Raw genomic sequence first — 17,213 nt, forward strand, 5'->3', positions numbered from 1 at the left:
GATGCTGCCTCAGTGTTGCTTAGCGTTTGTAATAGGCTTGTCGCGCCGCGTGCTCATCCATTGCTTTCTGGTCGCGCTTGTTTTCCAGCTTCAGCGCCTGTTCCTGCGCCCGGTTATTCAGGGTGGTGTACGACATGCGCTTGCGTTCGGCCAGTTGCCAGCGCATTTTTTCATTCTCGCTGCGCGCTTGCGCATGCTCGACCACCTGCTGCTGGCCCTGGATGGCGCTGTCGAGCTTGACCATGAAGGCCTGGAAGTTGCGGTAGGCCATGGGCGTAATGCCGTTGCTCATGTTCGCCTCGAAGCGCTGGGCATAGTCATCGCGGTAGCCGGACAGCATGTCGAGCTTCTGGCGGCAATCGTCGAGCGCTTTCAGGGCCGCCCCCAGGCGCTTGGCGCAATCGTCCGTTTCGCGCTGGGCAAGGTCAATCAGGGTTGCAAGTTGGGAAGGAGAAGCCATGCTTGATTATATTCCCGCTATGCAAGCCCTAATCAGTCGAATAGAGCGGTAAGTTGCCCCAAGCTCTCGTCCATGCTGACCCGCTCGGTGATTTGCTGTTGCAAAAACGCCTCGATCTTTTCGTGCAGGGCAATGGCCTGGTCCAGTACGGGGTCGGTACCGGCGCTGTAGGCGCCCACGCTGATCAGGTCGCGGCTGCGTTCATAGCGCGAATACAGCTGTTTCAATTTGCGCGCCTGCTGCTGGTGTTCATGCGTGGTGATCGAGTGGGCGGCGCGCGAAATCGATTGCTCGATGTCGATGGCGGGATAATGGCCCGCCTCGGCCAGCCGGCGGTTCAGCACGATGTGGCCATCGAGAATCGCGCGCGCCGAGTCGGCGATCGGATCCTGCTGGTCGTCGCCCTCGGTCAGCACTGTGTAGAAGGCGGTGATCGAGCCGCCCCCTTCTTCGCCATTGCCGGCCCGCTCCACCAGCACGGGCAGCTTGGCGAAGACGGACGGCGGATAACCCTTGGTGGCGGGCGGTTCGCCGATGGCCAGGGCGATTTCGCGCTGCGCCATGGCGTAGCGGGTCAGCGAATCCATGATCAACAGCACGTTTTGCCCCTGGTCGCGGAAATACTCGGCAATGGCCGTCGCATACGCGGCGCCCTGCAGGCGCATCAGCGGCGGCGTGTCGGCCGGTGCCGCTACGACGACGGAGCGGGCCAGGCCTTCGGGGCCGAGGATTTGCTCGATGAATTCCTTGACTTCGCGTCCCCGTTCGCCGATCAGGCCGACGACGATCACGTCCGCTTCCGTGTAGCGCGCCATCATGCCCAGCAGCACGCTCTTGCCCACGCCGGAACCGGCAAACAGGCCCATGCGCTGGCCACGGCCCACGGTCAGCATGGCATTGATCGAGCGCACGCCCACGTCCAGCGTGGTCACGATGGGCGCGCGGCCCAGGGGATTGGCGGGGCGCACGTTGATGGGAGCGCTGTCCGTCGTGAGCAGGGGACCGAGCTGGTCGAGCGGGCGGCCCGCGCCGTCGAGCACGCGGCCCAGCAGTTGCGGCCCGACGGGCAGGTGGCGCGCGCGGTCGCTGGGGCGGCGGCGCGGATGCGCCACGCTGCCGGGACGGGGGATGGCCGGTTCGACGGAAAACACGCGCGTGCCGGGCACGATGCCTTCGACGTCGCTTTGCGGCATCAAAAACAGGCGTTCGCCTTCAAAGCCGACCACTTCCGCCTCGACCCGCCCGCCATTCGGTAGCGGCACGGTGCAGGCGGCGCCGACGGCCAGGCGCAGGCCCACCGCTTCCATCACCAAGCCGGCCACGCGCGTGACCCGCCCCGAAATTTGCATCGGTTCCACAAAGCCGACCACGGCCGAACAGTCGCTCAGGTAGGCGCGCCAGCGCGCCGCATGGGCCGTGGGGCCTTTGATGGGTTCGCTCACGGCGCCAGCCAGTCCAGGTCCTTGCCCAGCGCATGCGTCAGGCGCTGCCAGCGGGTGGAGCTTTGCGCATCGATCTGGTTGCTGGCCGTGTCGATCTTGCAGCCGCCGCGTTCCACGCTGGGGTCTTCGATGACGCGCCAGCCACCCTTGTCGAGCTCATCGCCGATGCCGTCGCGCACCACTTGCGCATCTTCCGGGTTGAGCATCAGCAAGGCCGGTTGTTGCAGCACAGGCAAATATTCGATGGCTGCCCTTACCATCGGCAGCATCAGCTCGGGGCGCACGGGCAAGGCCGTCTTCAGCATGGCCTTGGCCAGTTGCAAGGCCAGTTCCATGACGTCGTTGGCGATCAGTTCATCGGCCTGGTGCACGGCCGTGCCGAAGTCGACGGCGATGGTTTGCAGATGCGCCAGTTCCACGCCGGACGCCGCCTTGCCTTCCGCATACGACTGCGCATGGCCATCGGCATGCCCGGCCGCGTGGCCTTCCGCATAACCGGCGGCGCGGCCCTCATCGAAGGCGGTGGCGCGCGCTTCCTCGCGGATGGCGTCGAGTTCGTCCTGCGTCGGGTATTCGAGCGGCGCGGCCGGCTCTGCTTCCGACAGTTCGCCGTATGCATCCATTTGCGGGTCGAATTCGGGTTCAGGATCGGGTTCGAGCAGCTTGCGCGCCGCCACCACGCTGGGACGCTCGTCGCCAAACGAGGTCATTTCCCAGCGCTGGTAGGCGGTTTGCTGCTCTTTGGGAATTAAATTAGACAAACGAATCCTCGCCTTTTCCGCCCAGGACTATCTGCCCTTCGTCCGCCAGGCGGCGCACGATCTGCAGGATCTGTTTCTGCTGCGATTCCACTTCCGACAGGCGCACGGGGCCTTTCGACTCCAGGTCTTCGCGCATCATCTCGCCGGCACGCTGCGACATGTTCTTGAAGATCTTGTCGCGCAGCTCTTGCGAGGCGCCTTTCAGGGCGATGATCAGCATTTCCGACTGCACTTCGCGCAGCAGCAATTGAATGCCGCGGTCGTCGATGTCGATCACGTTGTCGAACACGAACATTTCGTCCATGATCTTTTGCGCCATGTCGTTGTCGTAGTTCTTGATATTGTCCATGACGGAGCCTTCTTGCTCGCCGCTCATGAAGTTGAGGATCTCGGCCGCCGCGCGCACGCCGCCCAGCGACGATTTCTTGATGTTTTCGTTACCGGACAGCAGTTTCGTCAGCACATCGTTGAGTTCGCGCAAGGCGGCCGGCTGCACGCCGTCCAGGGTGGCGATGCGCAGCACCACGTCGTTGCGCAGGCGGTCCGTGAAATGGCCGAGGATTTCGCACGCCTGGTCGCGTTCCAGGTGGACCAGGATGGTGGCGATGATCTGCGGGTGTTCGTTGCGGATCAGCTCGGACACGGATTGCGAATCCATCCATTTCAGCGATTCGATGCCGGACGCGTCCTTGCCGCCCAGGATGCGCGACAGCAGCACGGACGCCTTGTCGTCGCCCAGCGCCTTGGTCAGCACTTGCCGGATGTATTCGTCCGAATCGAGGCCGACGGTGGAATTGAGTTCCGTCTGCGCGCGGAAGTCGTCGAGCACCTCGACCACCTGTTCGTGCGCGATGCCCTTCATGGTGGCCATGGCGGCGCCCAGTTTCAGCACTTCGCGCGGGCCGAGGAATTTCATGACCTCGGCCGCTTCGCTCTCGCCCAGTGCCAGCATCAGGATCGATGCTTTTTGCAGTCCCGTTGTCTCACTCATTATTGCCTATCCATGCTTTGATTATGTTGGCCACCACGCGCGGGTCGTCCTGTGCCAGTTTCCGGGCCATCGCCAGGTTTTCCCGGTAGCCGCGGGCCGTATCTTCTTCCAGTTCTTCCAGCTCCGCTTCGCTGAGCAGGACTACGTTTTCTGCGCCGTCCTTGGTCAGCTCCGGCTCGATGGCGGGCGGCGGGGCGCCGAAATCGTCGATCTTGCGCATCACGGGGCGCAGCATCGGGCGCACGATCTTGATGAAGATATACAGCAGGATCAGGGCCGTGATGAGGAATTTCGCCAATTCCTTGGCCAGCGGCAAGTTGGCCGGGTCGCGCCACCACTCCAGCTTGCTTTCCGGCGCGCGGTCGATGCCGTCGAAGGGCGAGTTGGCCACGCTGAAGCTGTCGCCGCGCTCCTTGTTGTAGCCCATCGCTTCCTTGACCAGGTTATTGATCTGTACCATTTCGGCAGGCGAAATCGGCTTGACCATGACCTTGCCATCCTTGTCGAAGCTGCGGCGGTAGTTGACGACGACGGCCACCGACAGGCGGCGCAAGCCGCCCATGGATTTCTGCTCGTAGCGCACGGTCTTGTCAACTTCGTAATTTGTCGTCGATTCCTTCTGGGTCGGTGCCGTCGCTGCGCTGGCTGGGGCGCCTGGCGCTTCCGCCGTCAACGGCGCCGTGGCCACGCCCGGCGGCTGGTTCGACAGCGCGCCCGGCACGCCGGACGGGTTGGCATTGCCGGCGCCCGTCGATTCGCTCGTTTGCTGGCTGCGGATGGTGGACGCTTCCGGCGGCGAGTTCGGCTTGTAGGTTTCGGCCGCCTGCTCGCTTTGCGAGAAATCCACGTCGGCCGTCGCTTCGGCGCGTACATTGCCTTCGCCGACGATGGGCAGCAAGATCGATTCGACCTGCTTGATCACGCTTTGCTGCAACTGCTGCACATACTTTAACTGGTTCGGGTCCAGGCTCTTGATGCCGTTGGCGCGGTCCTTGTCCTTTTCCTGGTTCGACAGCAGGTTGCCGGCCTGGTCGACGACCGTGACATTGACGGGCAGCAATTCCGGCACGCTGGACGCCACCAGGTGCACGATGGCGCTCACCTGCAATTGATCGAGGCCGCGGCCCGGATGCAGGTTCAGCAGCACGGAGGCCGTCGGTTTTTGCTGTTCGCGCACGAAGACGGACGGTTTGGGCAGGGCCAGGTGGACGCGCGCCGTATCCACGGCGGACACCGATTCGATCGATTTCGCCAGTTCGCCTTCCAGCGCGCGCTGGAAATTGACCTGTTCCAGGAATTGCGACACGCCCAGCTTCTGGTTTTCCATCAGCTCGAAGCCCACGTTGCCGCCCTTCGGCAAGCCTTGCGCGGCCAGTTTCAGGCGCGCGTCGTGGACTTGCTCGGACGGCACGAGAATGGCGCCGCCCCCTTCGGAAAACTTGTGCTTGATGCCCAGCTGGTCCAGCGACGCGGTGATGGCGCCGCCGTCGCGGTCCGTATAATTGGAAAACAGGACTTTGTACTCGGGCGGCTGGTTCCACATGTACAGTGCCACGCCGATGGCGATCAGTGCCGCCACGCCCAGGCCGCGCAGGAAATTCTTGCCCATCGGCGTCCTGGCGAACGCTTGCACGGACTCCACAGGCGAGCGGGCAGGCGCCGGTTCCGGCGGTATGCGGTTCACATCGATTTCTTCGGCTACAGCCATGATTGCCTTCCAGGGCGTGTGGTTTGACGGGTATTGGGTAGTGCGTGGGGGTCGCTTCCTCGGGAGGAGGGGCGATATGCAGAATTATCCGCCACTGTCACGCGCTTCAATCGCCCAAACAGAAGGCGCTTTTGCCGCCTGCTCGGCCGAGCGGCTGGCGTTGGCGCTGGTATTGTGGAACCCTGGCAACATGTGACGGAAGTTATTGTACCCGTCGTTGCCTTGCACGCCAGGGTTTTGTTCTCTGGGTGCAACAGGCAGGATCAGACCAGAATCGGGAGGCAAAGTGAAAACAGGCGGTATCGATAGCGGCAGGATCGAGGCGATGATCGCGCAACTGAAGTCGGCGGCCACGCGGCCGGAGGCGAAAATACCGGCGATCCAGACCGAAATGCCGGCGGCGAAGGTGAATTTTGCCGACGCCTTCAAGAGCGCGCTGGACTCCGTGAGCAGTTCGCAACAGGCTTCGTCGGCAATGGGCCAGCGCTTTACCATGGGCGACGAAAAAGTCAGCCTGTCGGACGTGATGGTGTCGATGCAAAAGTCCAGCATCGAATTCCAGGCGACGGTGCAGGTGAGGAATAAGTTGGTTTCTGCGTATCATGAGATCATGAATATGCAGGTTTAACTGTTGAGAACCTAAAACGAAGACTGGGGTCGGACCCGCCGGGTCCGACCCCGGCCCTTGCGTTTTGGGTTAACTATGATCAGCTCAACCCCGCCATGCGCGCATTCCTCTCGCGCTCCAGCCGCGTGATATAGCGCTGCACGTGCGCCAGCATGCTGCGCGGCAGGTCGACGAACTGGCAGCCCAGGCGGCGGTTCAGCTTGTTGTTCAGCAGGGTCATGTCCAGCGAATTGCGAATTTGCAAGGTGGCGGTGACGATGCCGACGTCAGGCAAGTCGATGCGGCAACCGGGATAGTCCCTGCCGATGGTCTCGCCCAGTATCAGTTTATTGTCCAGGATGGCGATGCCGCCGCAGCTGATGTCGGCCAGCGGAAACAGAGCGTCGGCGCCGCCCAGCGAGGGCGGCAGGGGAATCGCCACGCGCACGGGATTGCTCACGGGCGTCGTCATGCGGTAATACTCGCGCCGCTGCAGGCGGATCAATGTTTCCGGAATGGCAATTTTCAAGGCGGGTGTGGCGCCGTAATTGCACTCTTGCACCTGGGCGCTGGCAAACAGGATGCGGATCTTGTCGAGCGACGTTTCAAACGAGATGCCCTTGGCGGCCAGCATGCGCCGGTTCTGGTCGGCGTTCACGGAACGGTCGAGGATGACGGTATTGTGGTCGGCATCGACTTCCAGGATGGAGGTGACGCACACATCGGATTCACCGTGGATCAGCATGCGGATCAGCTGGTTTTTTTCGCTGATGCTGCGCAGCAAGGCAATGATTTCCCGCCGCGATTCCACTTCAAAGTCATGCCAGTTTTCGAGGCCGGAATCCATAATATGTGCTTGCATTGATGCCTGTCTATGTATCGGTGAGGTTGACGCTGGTGTCGGGCGGCGGCGGGATCGGTCCGCCATTCGCAGATTCAATATGATATAACCAGGCCAGCAGTTCCGCAATCGCCCGATACAGGCCGGGCGGAATCTGGCGGTCCAGGTCGACATCCATCAGCAGCGCCACCAATTCTTTCGATTCATGCACGAAGACGCCGTGTTCGCGCGCCGTGCTGATGATCTGGTCCGCGATCAGGCCGCTGCCCTTGGCCACCACCTTGGGCGCCGGCGTGCCGCTCTGGTAGGCCAGCGCGACGGCCGTCTGCGGCACCTTGCGCCTGCTGTCGTCAAGCATCGCCCGCTCCTACTTCAGCTTCTGCCGCTGGTCCTTCGGCCGCCTCCGGCTTGCCGGCGATCGTCAATGACGACAGGGGCCAGCCGGCGGCGTCCAGCGACGCTTCCAGCCGCGCCGCATGCTGGCGCAGGGTGGCGGCGCTGCCTTCGCTGCCGGCCTGCAGCTGGATGGCCACCCGGCCGCCCTGCAAGACCACATGCGCTGCCAAGTCGCCCAGCAGGGGGAACTGGAAGCGCACATTGCTGCGCCAGGCCGTCGCTTCCTCGTCGGCCTGCGTGCCAGCGTGCTGCTGTCCTTCCGGCGCATCCTGGCTGATATCCCACTGCATCTTCTGGCCGGGCCAGGCTTCGCCCTGCCACTGCACGCGCGCCTGTTCGTGCGTATGCAGCTGTAAATTGATCAGCTGCGCCGCGGCCAGGTCGGTGCCCATCCTGGGCGTCTCGCCCGGCGCGGCCTTTTGCATTTGCGGTTCCAGCAGCAGCGAGGCCAGCGGGCGCTTGCCTTCGGCCCATTCGGCCACGTGCGATTCATAGAACAAGCCGCTGCTGCCGACCGTGTCGCGCAGCTTTTGCGCCACCTGGGCCGGATCGGCTCCCGGCGCTGCCATCAGCGGCGTCTTGCCGACCAGCGCCAGGGGCGCGCCGGGCACGCTTTCCGCCTGGCTCAGCACGCTGCTGATGGCGCGCGCGGTGGTGCTCAGTTCCGGCGCCGGTGTATCGCCTGCCAGGGCGGGCAGCAGATTGGCCGGCGTCAGCGGTGCGCGGCTGAGCAGGGTGGCGGCCGTGCTGCTGGCGCGCGTGCCGGCCTGGGCGGCACCGGTCTGGGGACCGCGCGCGTCAAAGGCGTCGGGTTCGGCCTCCGCGTCGGCATACGTCAGCAGGGCGCTGGCGGGCTGGTCGCGGTTATTGCCAATTTGAAAAGAGGGGCGGGGATTGATACCGATCAAGGTCAGGGGGATTTCCGTGCCCAGCTGGGCGCCGGCGGGCAGCTGCATGCGGGCCGGCGTGCCGGCCACGCGCACCAGGTAGCTGCCATCGCCCATGCGCGCCAGCACCTGGCCCTGCATGGATTTGCCGATCAGTCCTTGCAGCGAGCGCTGGAACTCGGCCTGGCGCGGGTCGGCGACGGCGTCGGCCGGGCGCGTGCCCTTGACCGGGGGCAGGGGCGGCATGCCGATCACGTCCATCTTCGGCAACATGGCGCCCCCGTGTGCGTTTAGACGCCGTAGGCGTTGGCCAGGCGCCGTTCGGTGCCGGTGCTGTTGATCAGCTTGGACAAATGCGCCATCCACGGCATGGTCAGGTCGCGGATCTTGCGGTCGTCTTCCAGGATCTGCTTGATCAGGGCGACCTTGCGCTGGCGGCCGGCGCTTTCCAGCACGACTTTTGCTTCATTCGCCTTCAGCGCTTCCACATGCGCGCTCACTTGTTGCTCCAGCGCTTCGAGCTCGTCCCAGTCGGCGTTGCTGGCGGCAGTCACCATCCGGCCCGTCAGGGTCTGCATGGTTTCGTAGGTGGTCAGGACTTCTTGATGGGTCATCATGGATCAGGCGCTCGCAAGGCTGGGCATACGTTTCAAATCGGCGCCGGGGATGGCGGCGGGCGTGATACCGATGGCATTCCAGGTTTCACGCAGGTCGGTCAGCAGGCGCTGCACTTCTTCCAGCAGGGTAATATCGTTGTTCAGGTTCGCCGTCAGCAGGCGCGCGCTCATATACTCGTACAGGGCGTCGAGGCCTTCGGCGATCTGGCCGCCCGCTTCCTTGTCCAGGCTGGCGCGCAAGCCATTGTCGATGATCTGGATGGCTTTCGAGATGGACTTGCCCTTTTCCGGGATATTGCCCGATTTCATGTGTACTTGCGCGCTGAGCACGGCCACCAGGGCGCCGTCGTACAGCATCACGATCAGCTTGTGCGGCGAGGCCGAGCCTATGCCCGTTTCCAGGCCGACCTTGGCGTAGGCGTTGACGCCGCGTTGTTGGGTTCCAAACATATATTCTCCTGATGTATGGGCTTAACGGTTGGCGGCGATGGCGGCCAGCTGCTGGGTCAAATAGGTTTGCGTGCCCTGTAATTTGTTCAGGGACACGTCCAGGCGTGTGTACTGGGCGCGGTAGCGTGCCTCGATGTCGGTCAGTTTCGCACTGAACTTGTCGCGTTGGTCAGCCACCGACTTGATGCTGTCGTTGATGCCTTTGGATTTGTTGGTGATTATGCCGTTCGTGCCGAGGAACGCTGTTGCCAGGTTGTTGAGCTGATAGGCATAGCCTTGCGAGAAGCTGACCGTGCCACGTGGGCCGATGACACCGCCGGTCACTTCAATTTTCAAGCCATCGGCCGGCGAACCTGGGGCGCCCGTCAGGGTTTGGCCCGAACCGGTGACAGGCTGGCCTCCCAAGGTGCCGGCCACATCGGTGCCTTTGACAGGCTTGGCGGTGCCAAACAGGGTTTCTATGCCGCTCCCTGTACCGTTGCTTAATGCCAGGTTCGAGACGGAGCCGTAGCGACTCGAGGCCAGGACCAGTTTGCCGGTGCCATCGATCGACGCGGACACGGTAGAGCCATTATCCGAAAACGCCTTGACGCCGTTGATCGAGGACTGCACCAGCGACGCCAGTTGCGCTGCGGTGTAGGTGCCTGCTGGAATGGTCACCTTGGCAGTATTCTTGGCCGCCGAGGGATCCGTATCGTTGAGCGTGACATTCCAGGTGGTATCGCTGGCGATCGTGGTACTGGCTGGCAGTACCGCATCCGATGTGATCGAACCCTGGCTGGCCATGGTGGTGATGCTCAGGTCATACGTGCCGGGCTTGGTGGCGGCGGTGGAGCTGGTGAAGGCGACATTGCTGTCACTGACCTTACCGATGGCCGAGAACAGGCCGGCGATATCGCTAAAATTGGCGCCGATTGCCTTGTCGAGTTTGCTTGCATCCAAGGTCAGGCTGCCGTCTTTTTGAAATGCAATGCCTACTTGGCTCAAGTTGCTCAGTCCACCGCTCAGGCCGGTAATTGGCGCCCCCAATTGCCGGCGCAACTGGCTCTGTATCGATTGGACGGTGGCGTCGCCTTGCAGGATGGCGCCGGTCTTGGTATCGGGGTTGTAGGCCGTCATCTTGTTGATGGCGGTATTCAGATCGTTGTAGGCCTTGACGAAGGCGGTGATGCTGCCCTTGACCGTCGATGTATCTTTGGCTACCGATAAATTGGTCGTGCCGATCTTGTTAATGCCCAAGGTGACGCCCTCGATTGCCGTATCGACGCTGTTCGAGCTGCTGGTGATGGGAATGCCGTTGACGCTGAAGTTGGTGTTTTGCGCTGCCGTGTTCTGTTTCAGATTCTGTGTGCCGGAGGCGTCATAGGACAGCAAATCATTCAGGGCGCTGTCGGCCGGCTGTCCGTTGCTGCCGCTGAGCGTAATCTTCATCGCCGAATTGGCGCCCGTCTTGGTCGAGCTGAGCACCAGGTGATACGGCTTGTCCGTGCCGTCGGAAACGATGCTGGCGGTGACACCCAGGCTGGCGTTATTGATGGCGTCGCGGATGCCTTGCAAGCTGTTGTTGGTGGAGTCGATCACCACCGAGCCCGTTGCCTGGGTGCCATCCTGGGTGAAGCCCGTATTCATATAGGCGCCGCCCGTGCCTGCCGTCAGCCCGGCTGCAGCCGGATTGCTGCCGGCGATGGTGATGGGGCTGGAATTGCCCGACGCCAGGGTGATCGAGCTGGCAAGCGTCACATTCGAGCCGTCGTTGGTGGCATTGGCGGCGTGTCCGATGCCGCCCATGACGCTGCCTGTGACCACTTCTTCAATGTTGAGGTTGGAGCCATCGGCGCGCGTAAACTGCAAGTTGCCGCCGGCTGCCGTGCCGGTGACGGTGATATTCGCCGCCGCCAGCGCGTTCGAGACGGCATTCGGACCGGCCAGTGTCGTATCGAGCGAACCGGCAGTGATGCCGCCGCCTGCGGCGACGCCGTTACCCTGGGTCACGATATCGATACCGCCAACCGACAGCGTATAGGTGCCGTCCGCTCCGGTGGCGATATTGCCGAAACCGCTGAACATGCTGGCATTGCTGGCCGTCGGCTGGGCCGTGGCCGTCACGCCCGTGGTGCTGCTCTTGGCGTTGATGGCGTCGGCCAGCGCGCGCGCGCTCTTGGTGCCGGCATCGGTCGGAATGGCCGTGCCGTTGATGTTCAAGGAGCCGTTGCTGATGCCCGTGAGCAGGGTGGCGCCGCTCAGAGCCGTGCCCGTTACGCCAAAGGTGCCGCCGGCCAGCGCGCCCAGCTGGAAGGACACCGTGGTCTTGGCGCCACTGCCGATGGTCGACAGCTTGCTGGCGATGCCGCCCGACGTCAGCGTCTGCGCCTGGGCCAGCTGGGAAACGTTGATGTTGTAGCTGCCGGCCACGGCCTTGGCGCCGGCGCTGGCCGTCAGCACCAGCGGGTCCGATGGCGTGGCGCTGACGGCGCGGAAATTATTCGAATTGGTCAGCGCGGAAAGCGAACCCTGAAAGGCGCCGACGGAGCCGCTTAGCGTACCCATCGCGCTGAGCTTGGCCTGGTAGGACGCTGTTTTCTTGTCAAAAGTTGCCAGTGGCGCTGATTCGGCCGTCATCAGCTTGTCGATGATGGCGTTCACATCCAGGCCGCTGGCGCCGGCGCCGATGCCAACGGATGAGATTGTAGGGGTAATGGCCACGGCATGCTCCTAGGAAAACACTAATATAAGCTGTTATCGGCAGAATCAATCAGGACTTGAGAGGGGGATTTACCGCGCTGTTTTCAGCGGGAGCGAAAAACTGGCCAAGAGAGGGGGAATTGACCGCGCTTGCATACAAAATGCGGGGCCGGATAGCCAGGCTAGCAGGCCCCGCTGTGTTGCCTGCATATCGCTTGCCATGATGCCGCGTCTGCGAGGGCAAGCCCATGCTCACGCACTCTGGCTGATCAGGGAACCTTTGGCCGAGTCGAAGGTTTTCGCCAGCGCCAGGGCTTCCTTGGAGGGGATCTGACGCAAGACTTCCTTGGTTTCCTGGTCGATCACTTTGACCACCGTGCGATGACTGTCCTCGTCGATGGAAAATTCCAGGCCCTGCGTTTTCATTTGCGAAGACTGGTTCAGTGCCGAGACGGCCTTGTCCAGTTGTTCGCGGCTGGGCTCGCGGCTGGCTTGCTGCGGCGTGACGGCGGCATTTTCCGTGGCGGTGTGCGCAGGCGCTGCCGCTCGCGCCGGTACTGTGTCGGTAGGGGCGTAACTCTTGTCAACTCTGGCCGCGGAGGCGGACGTAATCGCATCGATAGTCATGGTGCTCTCCTAGTGAAAATTCCCCTGCCGAAAAAATCCGGCAGGGGAACCTGAGTCCAGCGATGTTACGGGGCTAATTGACGATTAGCCGCGCAGCAGGCTCAGGACGCCGTTCGGCAGCGAGTTCGCTTGCGCCAGCATGGCCGTACCCGCTTGTTGCAGGATCTGGCCGCGCGTCAGGTTGGCTGTTTCCGAAGCAAAGTCGGTATCGACGATGCGGCTGCGCGATGCGGACAGGTTCTCCGTGGTCGACTGCAGGTTGGAAATCGCCGAGCTGAAGCGCGATTGCAAAGCACCGTACTGAGCGCGCTGGCTGTTTACCGAGGCCAGCGCGGCGTCGGTGATTTTCAGGGCGGTTTGCGCGCCGGCGAAAGTTGTGACATCCAGCGCCGAAACCGATTGCAGCTTCGAGGTGCCGCTCAGGGCCAGGCCGGAACCTGCATCGGTGACCGAGAAGCCGCCTGGCGAGTCGAAGGTCAGCGTGCCGTTGGCTACTGCGGTTGCGCCGGCGGCGGTGGCTGCGCCTGCTACCAGTGCGCCAGTGTTGCTGTAGCCTGAAGGCGTGAACGAGTTCGCGCCGCTGGCTGCCGCGCCATTGACGATGCTGATGTCATTGCCGGTCGAATTGGTCAGCTTCATGCCGCCTTTGACCGAATCGTACTGGGCGGTGACGCCGGTGTTGGCCGTTTGCGCATTGATGGCGTTGATGCCGGCGGCGTAGTCGCTGGCGGTAGAGCCGGAGCCGGTCACGGTGAAGGACATCGTCACGGCAGCGGCGTTATCCGATTGGAGCGTGAACGATTGCGAGCCGGCGGCCATCGTCAAGTTCAGATCGGTAGTCGCGGTGGCGGTGACGCCGGTTTTGGCGGTCAGCGCATTGACGCCGGCAGCCACGTCGCGGGCCGTATCGGTGGCCTTCGTGGTGTACGTTGCCAGGCCGGTCGAGCCCGCCACTGCGATGGCCTGGGCCGTGACCATTTTTGTTCCCGTGCCAGGTGCCACGCCGCTGCCTTGCACTTCGTTGTTGCCGTAAGTGCTGGTCAGGAAGTTGGCGCCCGTGGCGGAAATGAGCTGGTTGGCGTTGGCGCCAACCTGGAAGTTGGCCGTGCCCATGGTGCCGTCAAGCAGCGCCTGGCCGTTGAACGAGGTGGTGGTGGCGATGCGGTTCAGTTCCGAACCCAGTTGGCCAACTTCGGTTTGCAGTGCCTGGCGGTCGCTGGCCGAGTTGGTGGCGTTCGACGATTGCACGGCCAGTTCACGGATACGTTGCAGGATGTCGCCCGAGCTTGCCAACGCGCCTTCAGCCGTCTGGGCCAGCGAGACGCCGTCGTTGGCATTGCGGGTGGCTTGGCTCATGCCGCGGATTTGCGACGTCATACGGTCGGAAATCGCCAGACCGGCGGCGTCATCCTTGGCGCTGTTGATGCGCATGCCGGAGGACAGGCGTTGCAGCGAGGTGCTCAGGGCCGACTGCGAGGTCGACAGGTTGCGTTGTGCATTCAGGGACGAGATGTTGGTATTAATTACTGCAGCCATGATAATTCTCCAAACAGGTACTACATTGCGCTATGTGCTAGTCACTTTGGCCTGCCCCGCTGTTCCGGGACAATCAAGCCGCTGTTATTTAGGGTAACGGTTGCTGTGCGGGAAAATTTATGGCGAAAAGCGCTTTAAATTTTAATTTTCAGCCCTTCAGTTTGTGCCTGACCGCGCGCTAGACGGCATGATTTAAAGAAACTTGAGGGTAAAAATAGTTTTATTTTCATCTCGCGTGCATGCCGGCGAAGCGCAGGACGGGGAATAATTGTTATTGTTTTTATATGAAAAATGCCGTCCGGCCGGGTGGCGGGACGGCATGGCGTGCAGTGGGCCGTAGCTATTCCGCCACCACCACGCGGTTCTTGCCCGTTTGCTTGGCCTGGTACATGGCGCGGTCGGCGCGCTTGACCAGTTCGGCCTGGTCTTCGTTGGGCAGGCGCAGGGCGACGCCGGCGGAGAAGGTGATCAAGACTTTTTCGTTGTCGTGCAGGAAGAAATGCCGGGTCAGCTCGCGCTGCAGGCGCGTCATCGTCGACGAAGCCGCCTCGACCGTGGTTTCCGGCAGCAGGATGAGGAATTCCTCGCCGCCGAAGCGGGCGATGACGTCCATCGAGCGCAGGGTTTCCTTGACGATCTTGACCAGGTGTTTCAGCGCGGCATCGCCAGCCAGGTGGCCATACGTGTCGTTCAGGCGCTTGAAATCGTCCAGGTCCAGCATGGCGATGCACAGCGGTGTGCCGCGGCGGTCGGAGCGGGCCGTCTCGCGCTCGAACACATCATCCAAGCCACGGCGGTTCAGGCTGCCCGTCAGCTGGTCTTCCCGCACCAGTTCGCTCATATGCTGGAGCTTCGCTTCCAGCGTGTGGATGCGCTGTTCCGCATCCTGCACTTCCTGGCGCGCCAGCACCATCTTGTCGCGCGCGCGCAGGGCTTCGTTCTGCACCATGCGCGTTTCGCGCAAGACTTCGTCGAGAACGCTGTTCAATTCGCTGATATTTTCCGCCTGGCTGATCTTTTCCGAATAGCCGCCGATCTTTTCATGGAAGTCGCCCGTGCTGGCCGCCACTTGCCCCAGGCGGTCGATGAAGGTCATCATCATGTTCTTCACCGTCAGCTTGACGTCGGACAGGCTGTGCTTGAGCTGGCTTTGCTTGTAGATGACTTCCTTCAGGCTGCGCGTGGCGTCTTCCAGCGCGCGCTGGTCGAGCGGCCCGGCGATCAGGTTTTGCACGGCATCGACCTGGCCGCGCAGCCAGCTGTCGTCGTCGAGCAATTGGCTGACGTTGTCCAGCAGCAATTTGAACAGGCGCAGCAGCAATTCCTGCTGCTCGGCCGTATCGCCGCTTTTCAGTTCGATCTGGTAGCACAGCTGCTTCAGGCGCAGCGCCGCTTCGTTCAGCGCCTCTTCCGTGTGCGCCAGTTTGATGGCCGCGCCCAGCGATTCGGCTTCTTCCACCAGCGCGGGCGTGCCCGTCAGCAAGGTGGCGACGGCAAAACCCAGGGTGCGGCTGAGCAATTCACGCAGGGTGCGCGTCTGTTCGCCGTCGGGCAGGGGCGGCAATTCGATGCCGCCGCCCTTCTTGACCTGTTTTTCCGCCAGCTGCGCCAGGGTGCGCGCATAGCTGTCCCAGTCGCGCGCCTTCAGTGCCCGCTGGAAACGGCGGCCAAAGTCGCCCAGTTCGCCCGCCGATTCGCTCATCTTGGCAGCGAATTGCGTCAGGACGTTTTCCGCGCCGCTCTCCGTGGGAGCGCTGGCGGCCAGCACGGCTGCCGGGGCGGCAGGCGTATCGGCCGGTTCGCTGATGCCGGCGATTTCATTGTAGATGTCGCGGTAGGCGCTGGGCGTGGGGGCGATGCGGCGCGTGGCCAGGCGGCGAAACGCTTCGCGGGCGATATCGGCCGGATTCATCGCCGCGGCGGCGGTGTTCGTGGCGCCAGCGGGAGCGCCTGCTGGTGAAGATGGCAATTTACTGGACATGTAGACACAGCCTTTTCAGATATTTCTCATTATCCCCATGATAGGCGAGTTGGCAAAGAACTTATTGTGCGAGAAGCAAGGAGAAGTCCTGTCAATTCGCCCGATGCCAGCGGGCATGCCGCTTTGCCGTCAATCGACCAGCTGGTTGCGGATGGCGTAATGCGTCAGTTCGGCGCTGTTCTTGAGTTTCATCTTGACCAGCAAGCGGGCGCGGTACTCGCTGACGGTTTTCACGGATAATTTGAGTTCTTCGGCGATGGCGCCCACCGCCTTGCCCGAGGCGATCATCACCAGGGTCTGGTATTCGCGGTCCGACAAGGTGTCGTGCAAGGCCGTTTCGTGGTCTTCGCCCACCGTGTTGGCCAGTTCCTGCGCCAGCGAGGCACTGATGTATTTCAAGCCCTGCGCCACCTGGCGGATGGCCGTGACCAGTTCGCGCGGTGCGCTCTGCTTCGTCAGGTAGCCGGCCGCGCCCGCCTTGAGCGAACGGATGGCGTACTGGTCTTCGCGGTGCATGGAGAGCATCAGCACGGCCAGTTCCGGCTTTTCCTTCTTGATCTGCTTGAGCACCTCGATGCCGCTGCGGTCGGGCAGGGAGATGTCGAGCAGCAACACCTGGCATTTCGAGCCGCGGAACAGTTTGATGGCGTCGTGGCCATTTTCAGCCTCGCCGGCCACGATGATGTCCTTTGTATCGGCGAGGATTTGCTTCAAGCCTTCGCGCACGATCGCATGATCGTCGGCGATGAATACCCGGATGGTGGCTTTTTCTTTCATGACTGCGTTGTTTCCTATCTAATTCACCCACTAGGCCGCGTCTGGCGGCGGCCCGCTGTGCGCGGGCGCACTGGCTGCAGCCGCTATTATCGCCTCTCGCGGCGTGGTCAGCCGGATTTTTATGCTCAGGAGGGTGCCGCCATCTGGCCCGTCCACCAGGCTCAGGGTGCCGCCCAGCGCGGCGGCGCGTTCGGCCATGCCGCGGATGCCGAACGACTGCGGCTTGGCGCGGTCGGACAGGCGCATGCCGACGCCATTGTCGGCGATCGACAGGCTGATATGCTGGCGCTGCCGGGCCAGGCGCACGCTGACCTTGCTCGCCTGCGCATGCTTGGCGATATTCGTCAGCGCCTCCTGGGCGATGCGGAACAGGCTGGTCGCCTGGTCCAGTTCCAGGTCGATGTGCTGGCGGTTGGAAATGAACTGGCATTCGATGCCGGCCTGGCGCGC

At 62.7% G+C, this 17,213-nt stretch carries 17 protein-coding genes; 1 reads left to right on the forward strand and 16 read right to left on the reverse strand.

Translation table 11 applies throughout. From position 1 onward, the window contains the following. Window positions 1-19: 19 nt before the first annotated feature. The 5 genes from fliJ to fliF all read right to left on the reverse strand — a co-directional run bounded on the left by fliJ (window position 20) and on the right by fliF (window position 5,362). Window positions 20-460 (reverse strand): flagellar export protein FliJ, encoded by a 441-nt coding sequence (gene fliJ / locus K0F86_RS20160; protein ID WP_219136017.1) that lies wholly within the window; start codon window positions 458-460, stop codon window positions 20-22. A 32-nt stretch (window positions 461-492) separates the two neighbouring features. Continuing rightward, a complete protein-coding gene (gene fliI, locus K0F86_RS20165; RefSeq protein ID WP_243420431.1) occupies window positions 493-1,809 on the reverse strand; it encodes a flagellar protein export ATPase FliI in 1,317 nt (438 codons plus the stop codon). 89 nt (window positions 1,810-1,898) lie between these two features. Further along, on the reverse strand, window positions 1,899-2,612 hold the full coding sequence (locus K0F86_RS20170; protein ID WP_219136084.1) for a flagellar assembly protein FliH: 714 nt from the start codon (window positions 2,610-2,612) through the stop codon (window positions 1,899-1,901). Between the two features lie 43 nt (window positions 2,613-2,655). After that, window positions 2,656-3,654: a flagellar motor switch protein FliG gene (gene fliG / locus K0F86_RS20175; protein WP_071075865.1), complete on the reverse strand. Its 999-nt coding sequence runs from the start codon at window positions 3,652-3,654 to the stop codon at window positions 2,656-2,658. After that, window positions 3,647-5,362 carry a flagellar basal-body MS-ring/collar protein FliF gene (fliF, locus tag K0F86_RS20180; protein WP_219136018.1) on the reverse strand — a complete coding sequence of 572 codons (1,716 nt, stop codon included), beginning with the start codon at window positions 5,360-5,362 and terminating at the stop codon, window positions 3,647-3,649. The genes fliG and fliF overlap by 8 nt, the downstream gene beginning before the upstream one ends. 325 nt (window positions 5,363-5,687) lie before the next feature. On the opposite strand from fliF, the gene fliE reads away from it, so the two are divergent. Next, entirely contained in the window at window positions 5,688-5,990 is a 303-nt protein-coding gene (fliE, locus tag K0F86_RS20185; protein WP_243136536.1) for a flagellar hook-basal body complex protein FliE, read from the forward strand. Between the two features lie 79 nt (window positions 5,991-6,069). On the opposite strand, the gene K0F86_RS20190 is transcribed toward fliE, so the two are convergent. From K0F86_RS20190 to K0F86_RS27665, 11 genes are all read right to left on the reverse strand, one after another. Continuing rightward, a complete protein-coding gene (locus tag K0F86_RS20190) occupies window positions 6,070-6,831 on the reverse strand; it encodes a flagellar brake protein (protein ID WP_257572257.1) in 762 nt (253 codons plus the stop codon). Between the two features lie 10 nt (window positions 6,832-6,841). Beyond that, window positions 6,842-7,168, reverse strand: coding sequence for an EscU/YscU/HrcU family type III secretion system export apparatus switch protein (locus K0F86_RS20195; RefSeq protein ID WP_034754014.1), 327 nt, complete (start codon window positions 7,166-7,168; stop codon window positions 6,842-6,844). Next, the gene (locus K0F86_RS20200; protein ID WP_219136020.1) at window positions 7,161-8,366 is read right to left on the reverse strand and encodes a flagellar hook-length control protein FliK; all 1,206 of its coding nucleotides are present in this window, start codon (window positions 8,364-8,366) and stop codon (window positions 7,161-7,163) included. Before K0F86_RS20200 ends, K0F86_RS20195 begins: the two co-directional genes overlap by 8 nt. Window positions 8,367-8,383: 17 nt before the next feature. Next, the gene (locus tag K0F86_RS20205; protein WP_219136021.1) at window positions 8,384-8,710 is read right to left on the reverse strand and encodes a flagellar protein FliT; all 327 of its coding nucleotides are present in this window, start codon (window positions 8,708-8,710) and stop codon (window positions 8,384-8,386) included. Between the two features lie 3 nt (window positions 8,711-8,713). Beyond that, window positions 8,714-9,160 carry a flagellar export chaperone FliS gene (gene fliS / locus K0F86_RS20210; protein ID WP_219136022.1) on the reverse strand — a complete coding sequence of 149 codons (447 nt, stop codon included), beginning with the start codon at window positions 9,158-9,160 and terminating at the stop codon, window positions 8,714-8,716. Between the two features lie 21 nt (window positions 9,161-9,181). After that, a complete protein-coding gene (fliD, locus tag K0F86_RS20215) occupies window positions 9,182-11,863 on the reverse strand; it encodes a flagellar filament capping protein FliD (protein ID WP_257572258.1) in 2,682 nt (893 codons plus the stop codon). Window positions 11,864-12,094: 231 nt separating this feature from the next. Then, window positions 12,095-12,469 carry a flagellar protein FlaG gene (locus K0F86_RS20220; RefSeq protein WP_219136023.1) on the reverse strand — a complete coding sequence of 125 codons (375 nt, stop codon included), beginning with the start codon at window positions 12,467-12,469 and terminating at the stop codon, window positions 12,095-12,097. An 84-nt stretch (window positions 12,470-12,553) separates the two neighbouring features. Next, window positions 12,554-14,005: a flagellin gene (locus tag K0F86_RS20225; RefSeq protein WP_219136024.1), complete on the reverse strand. Its 1,452-nt coding sequence runs from the start codon at window positions 14,003-14,005 to the stop codon at window positions 12,554-12,556. Window positions 14,006-14,345: 340 nt separating this feature from the next. After that, a complete protein-coding gene (locus K0F86_RS20230) occupies window positions 14,346-15,917 on the reverse strand; it encodes a GGDEF domain-containing protein (protein WP_219136087.1) in 1,572 nt (523 codons plus the stop codon). Between the two features lie 198 nt (window positions 15,918-16,115). Beyond that, entirely contained in the window at window positions 16,116-16,763 is a 648-nt protein-coding gene (locus K0F86_RS20235) for a response regulator transcription factor (protein ID WP_034753998.1), read from the reverse strand. Between the two features lie 30 nt (window positions 16,764-16,793). Next, the coding region (locus tag K0F86_RS27665; RefSeq protein ID WP_257572259.1) for an ATP-binding protein at window positions 16,794-17,213 on the reverse strand (420 nt) is incomplete at its 5' end.

Source organism: Janthinobacterium sp. UMAB-60, from assembly GCF_900095235.1.
In the GTDB taxonomy this organism is placed as follows: Bacteria; Pseudomonadota; Gammaproteobacteria; order Burkholderiales; family Burkholderiaceae_D; genus Janthinobacterium.

Excerpts from the sequence above, each read along its gene's own strand:
- fliJ (WP_219136017.1), bottom strand. The coding sequence starts at position 460 with ATGGCTTCTCCTTCCCAACTTGCAACCCTGATTGACCTTGCCCAGCGC.
- fliI (WP_243420431.1), bottom strand. The coding sequence starts at position 1,809 with ATGCAAATTTCGGGGCGGGTCACGCGCGTGGCCGGCTTGGTGATGGAA.
- K0F86_RS20170 (WP_219136084.1), bottom strand. The coding sequence starts at position 2,612 with ATGACCTCGTTTGGCGACGAGCGTCCCAGCGTGGTGGCGGCGCGCAAG.
- fliG (WP_071075865.1), bottom strand. The coding sequence starts at position 3,654 with ATGAGTGAGACAACGGGACTGCAAAAAGCATCGATCCTGATGCTGGCA.
- fliF (WP_219136018.1), bottom strand. The coding sequence starts at position 5,362 with ATGGCTGTAGCCGAAGAAATCGATGTGAACCGCATACCGCCGGAACCG.
- fliE (WP_243136536.1), top strand. The coding sequence starts at position 5,688 with ATGATCGCGCAACTGAAGTCGGCGGCCACGCGGCCGGAGGCGAAAATA.
- K0F86_RS20190 (WP_257572257.1), bottom strand. The coding sequence starts at position 6,831 with ATGCAAGCACATATTATGGATTCCGGCCTCGAAAACTGGCATGACTTT.
- K0F86_RS20195 (WP_034754014.1), bottom strand. The coding sequence starts at position 7,168 with ATGCTTGACGACAGCAGGCGCAAGGTGCCGCAGACGGCCGTCGCGCTG.
- K0F86_RS20200 (WP_219136020.1), bottom strand. The coding sequence starts at position 8,366 with ATGTTGCCGAAGATGGACGTGATCGGCATGCCGCCCCTGCCCCCGGTC.
- K0F86_RS20205 (WP_219136021.1), bottom strand. The coding sequence starts at position 8,710 with ATGATGACCCATCAAGAAGTCCTGACCACCTACGAAACCATGCAGACC.
- fliS (WP_219136022.1), bottom strand. The coding sequence starts at position 9,160 with ATGTTTGGAACCCAACAACGCGGCGTCAACGCCTACGCCAAGGTCGGC.
- K0F86_RS20220 (WP_219136023.1), bottom strand. The coding sequence starts at position 12,469 with ATGACTATCGATGCGATTACGTCCGCCTCCGCGGCCAGAGTTGACAAG.
- K0F86_RS20225 (WP_219136024.1), bottom strand. The coding sequence starts at position 14,005 with ATGGCTGCAGTAATTAATACCAACATCTCGTCCCTGAATGCACAACGC.
- K0F86_RS20230 (WP_219136087.1), bottom strand. The coding sequence starts at position 15,917 with ATGAATCCGGCCGATATCGCCCGCGAAGCGTTTCGCCGCCTGGCCACG.
- K0F86_RS20235 (WP_034753998.1), bottom strand. The coding sequence starts at position 16,763 with ATGAAAGAAAAAGCCACCATCCGGGTATTCATCGCCGACGATCATGCG.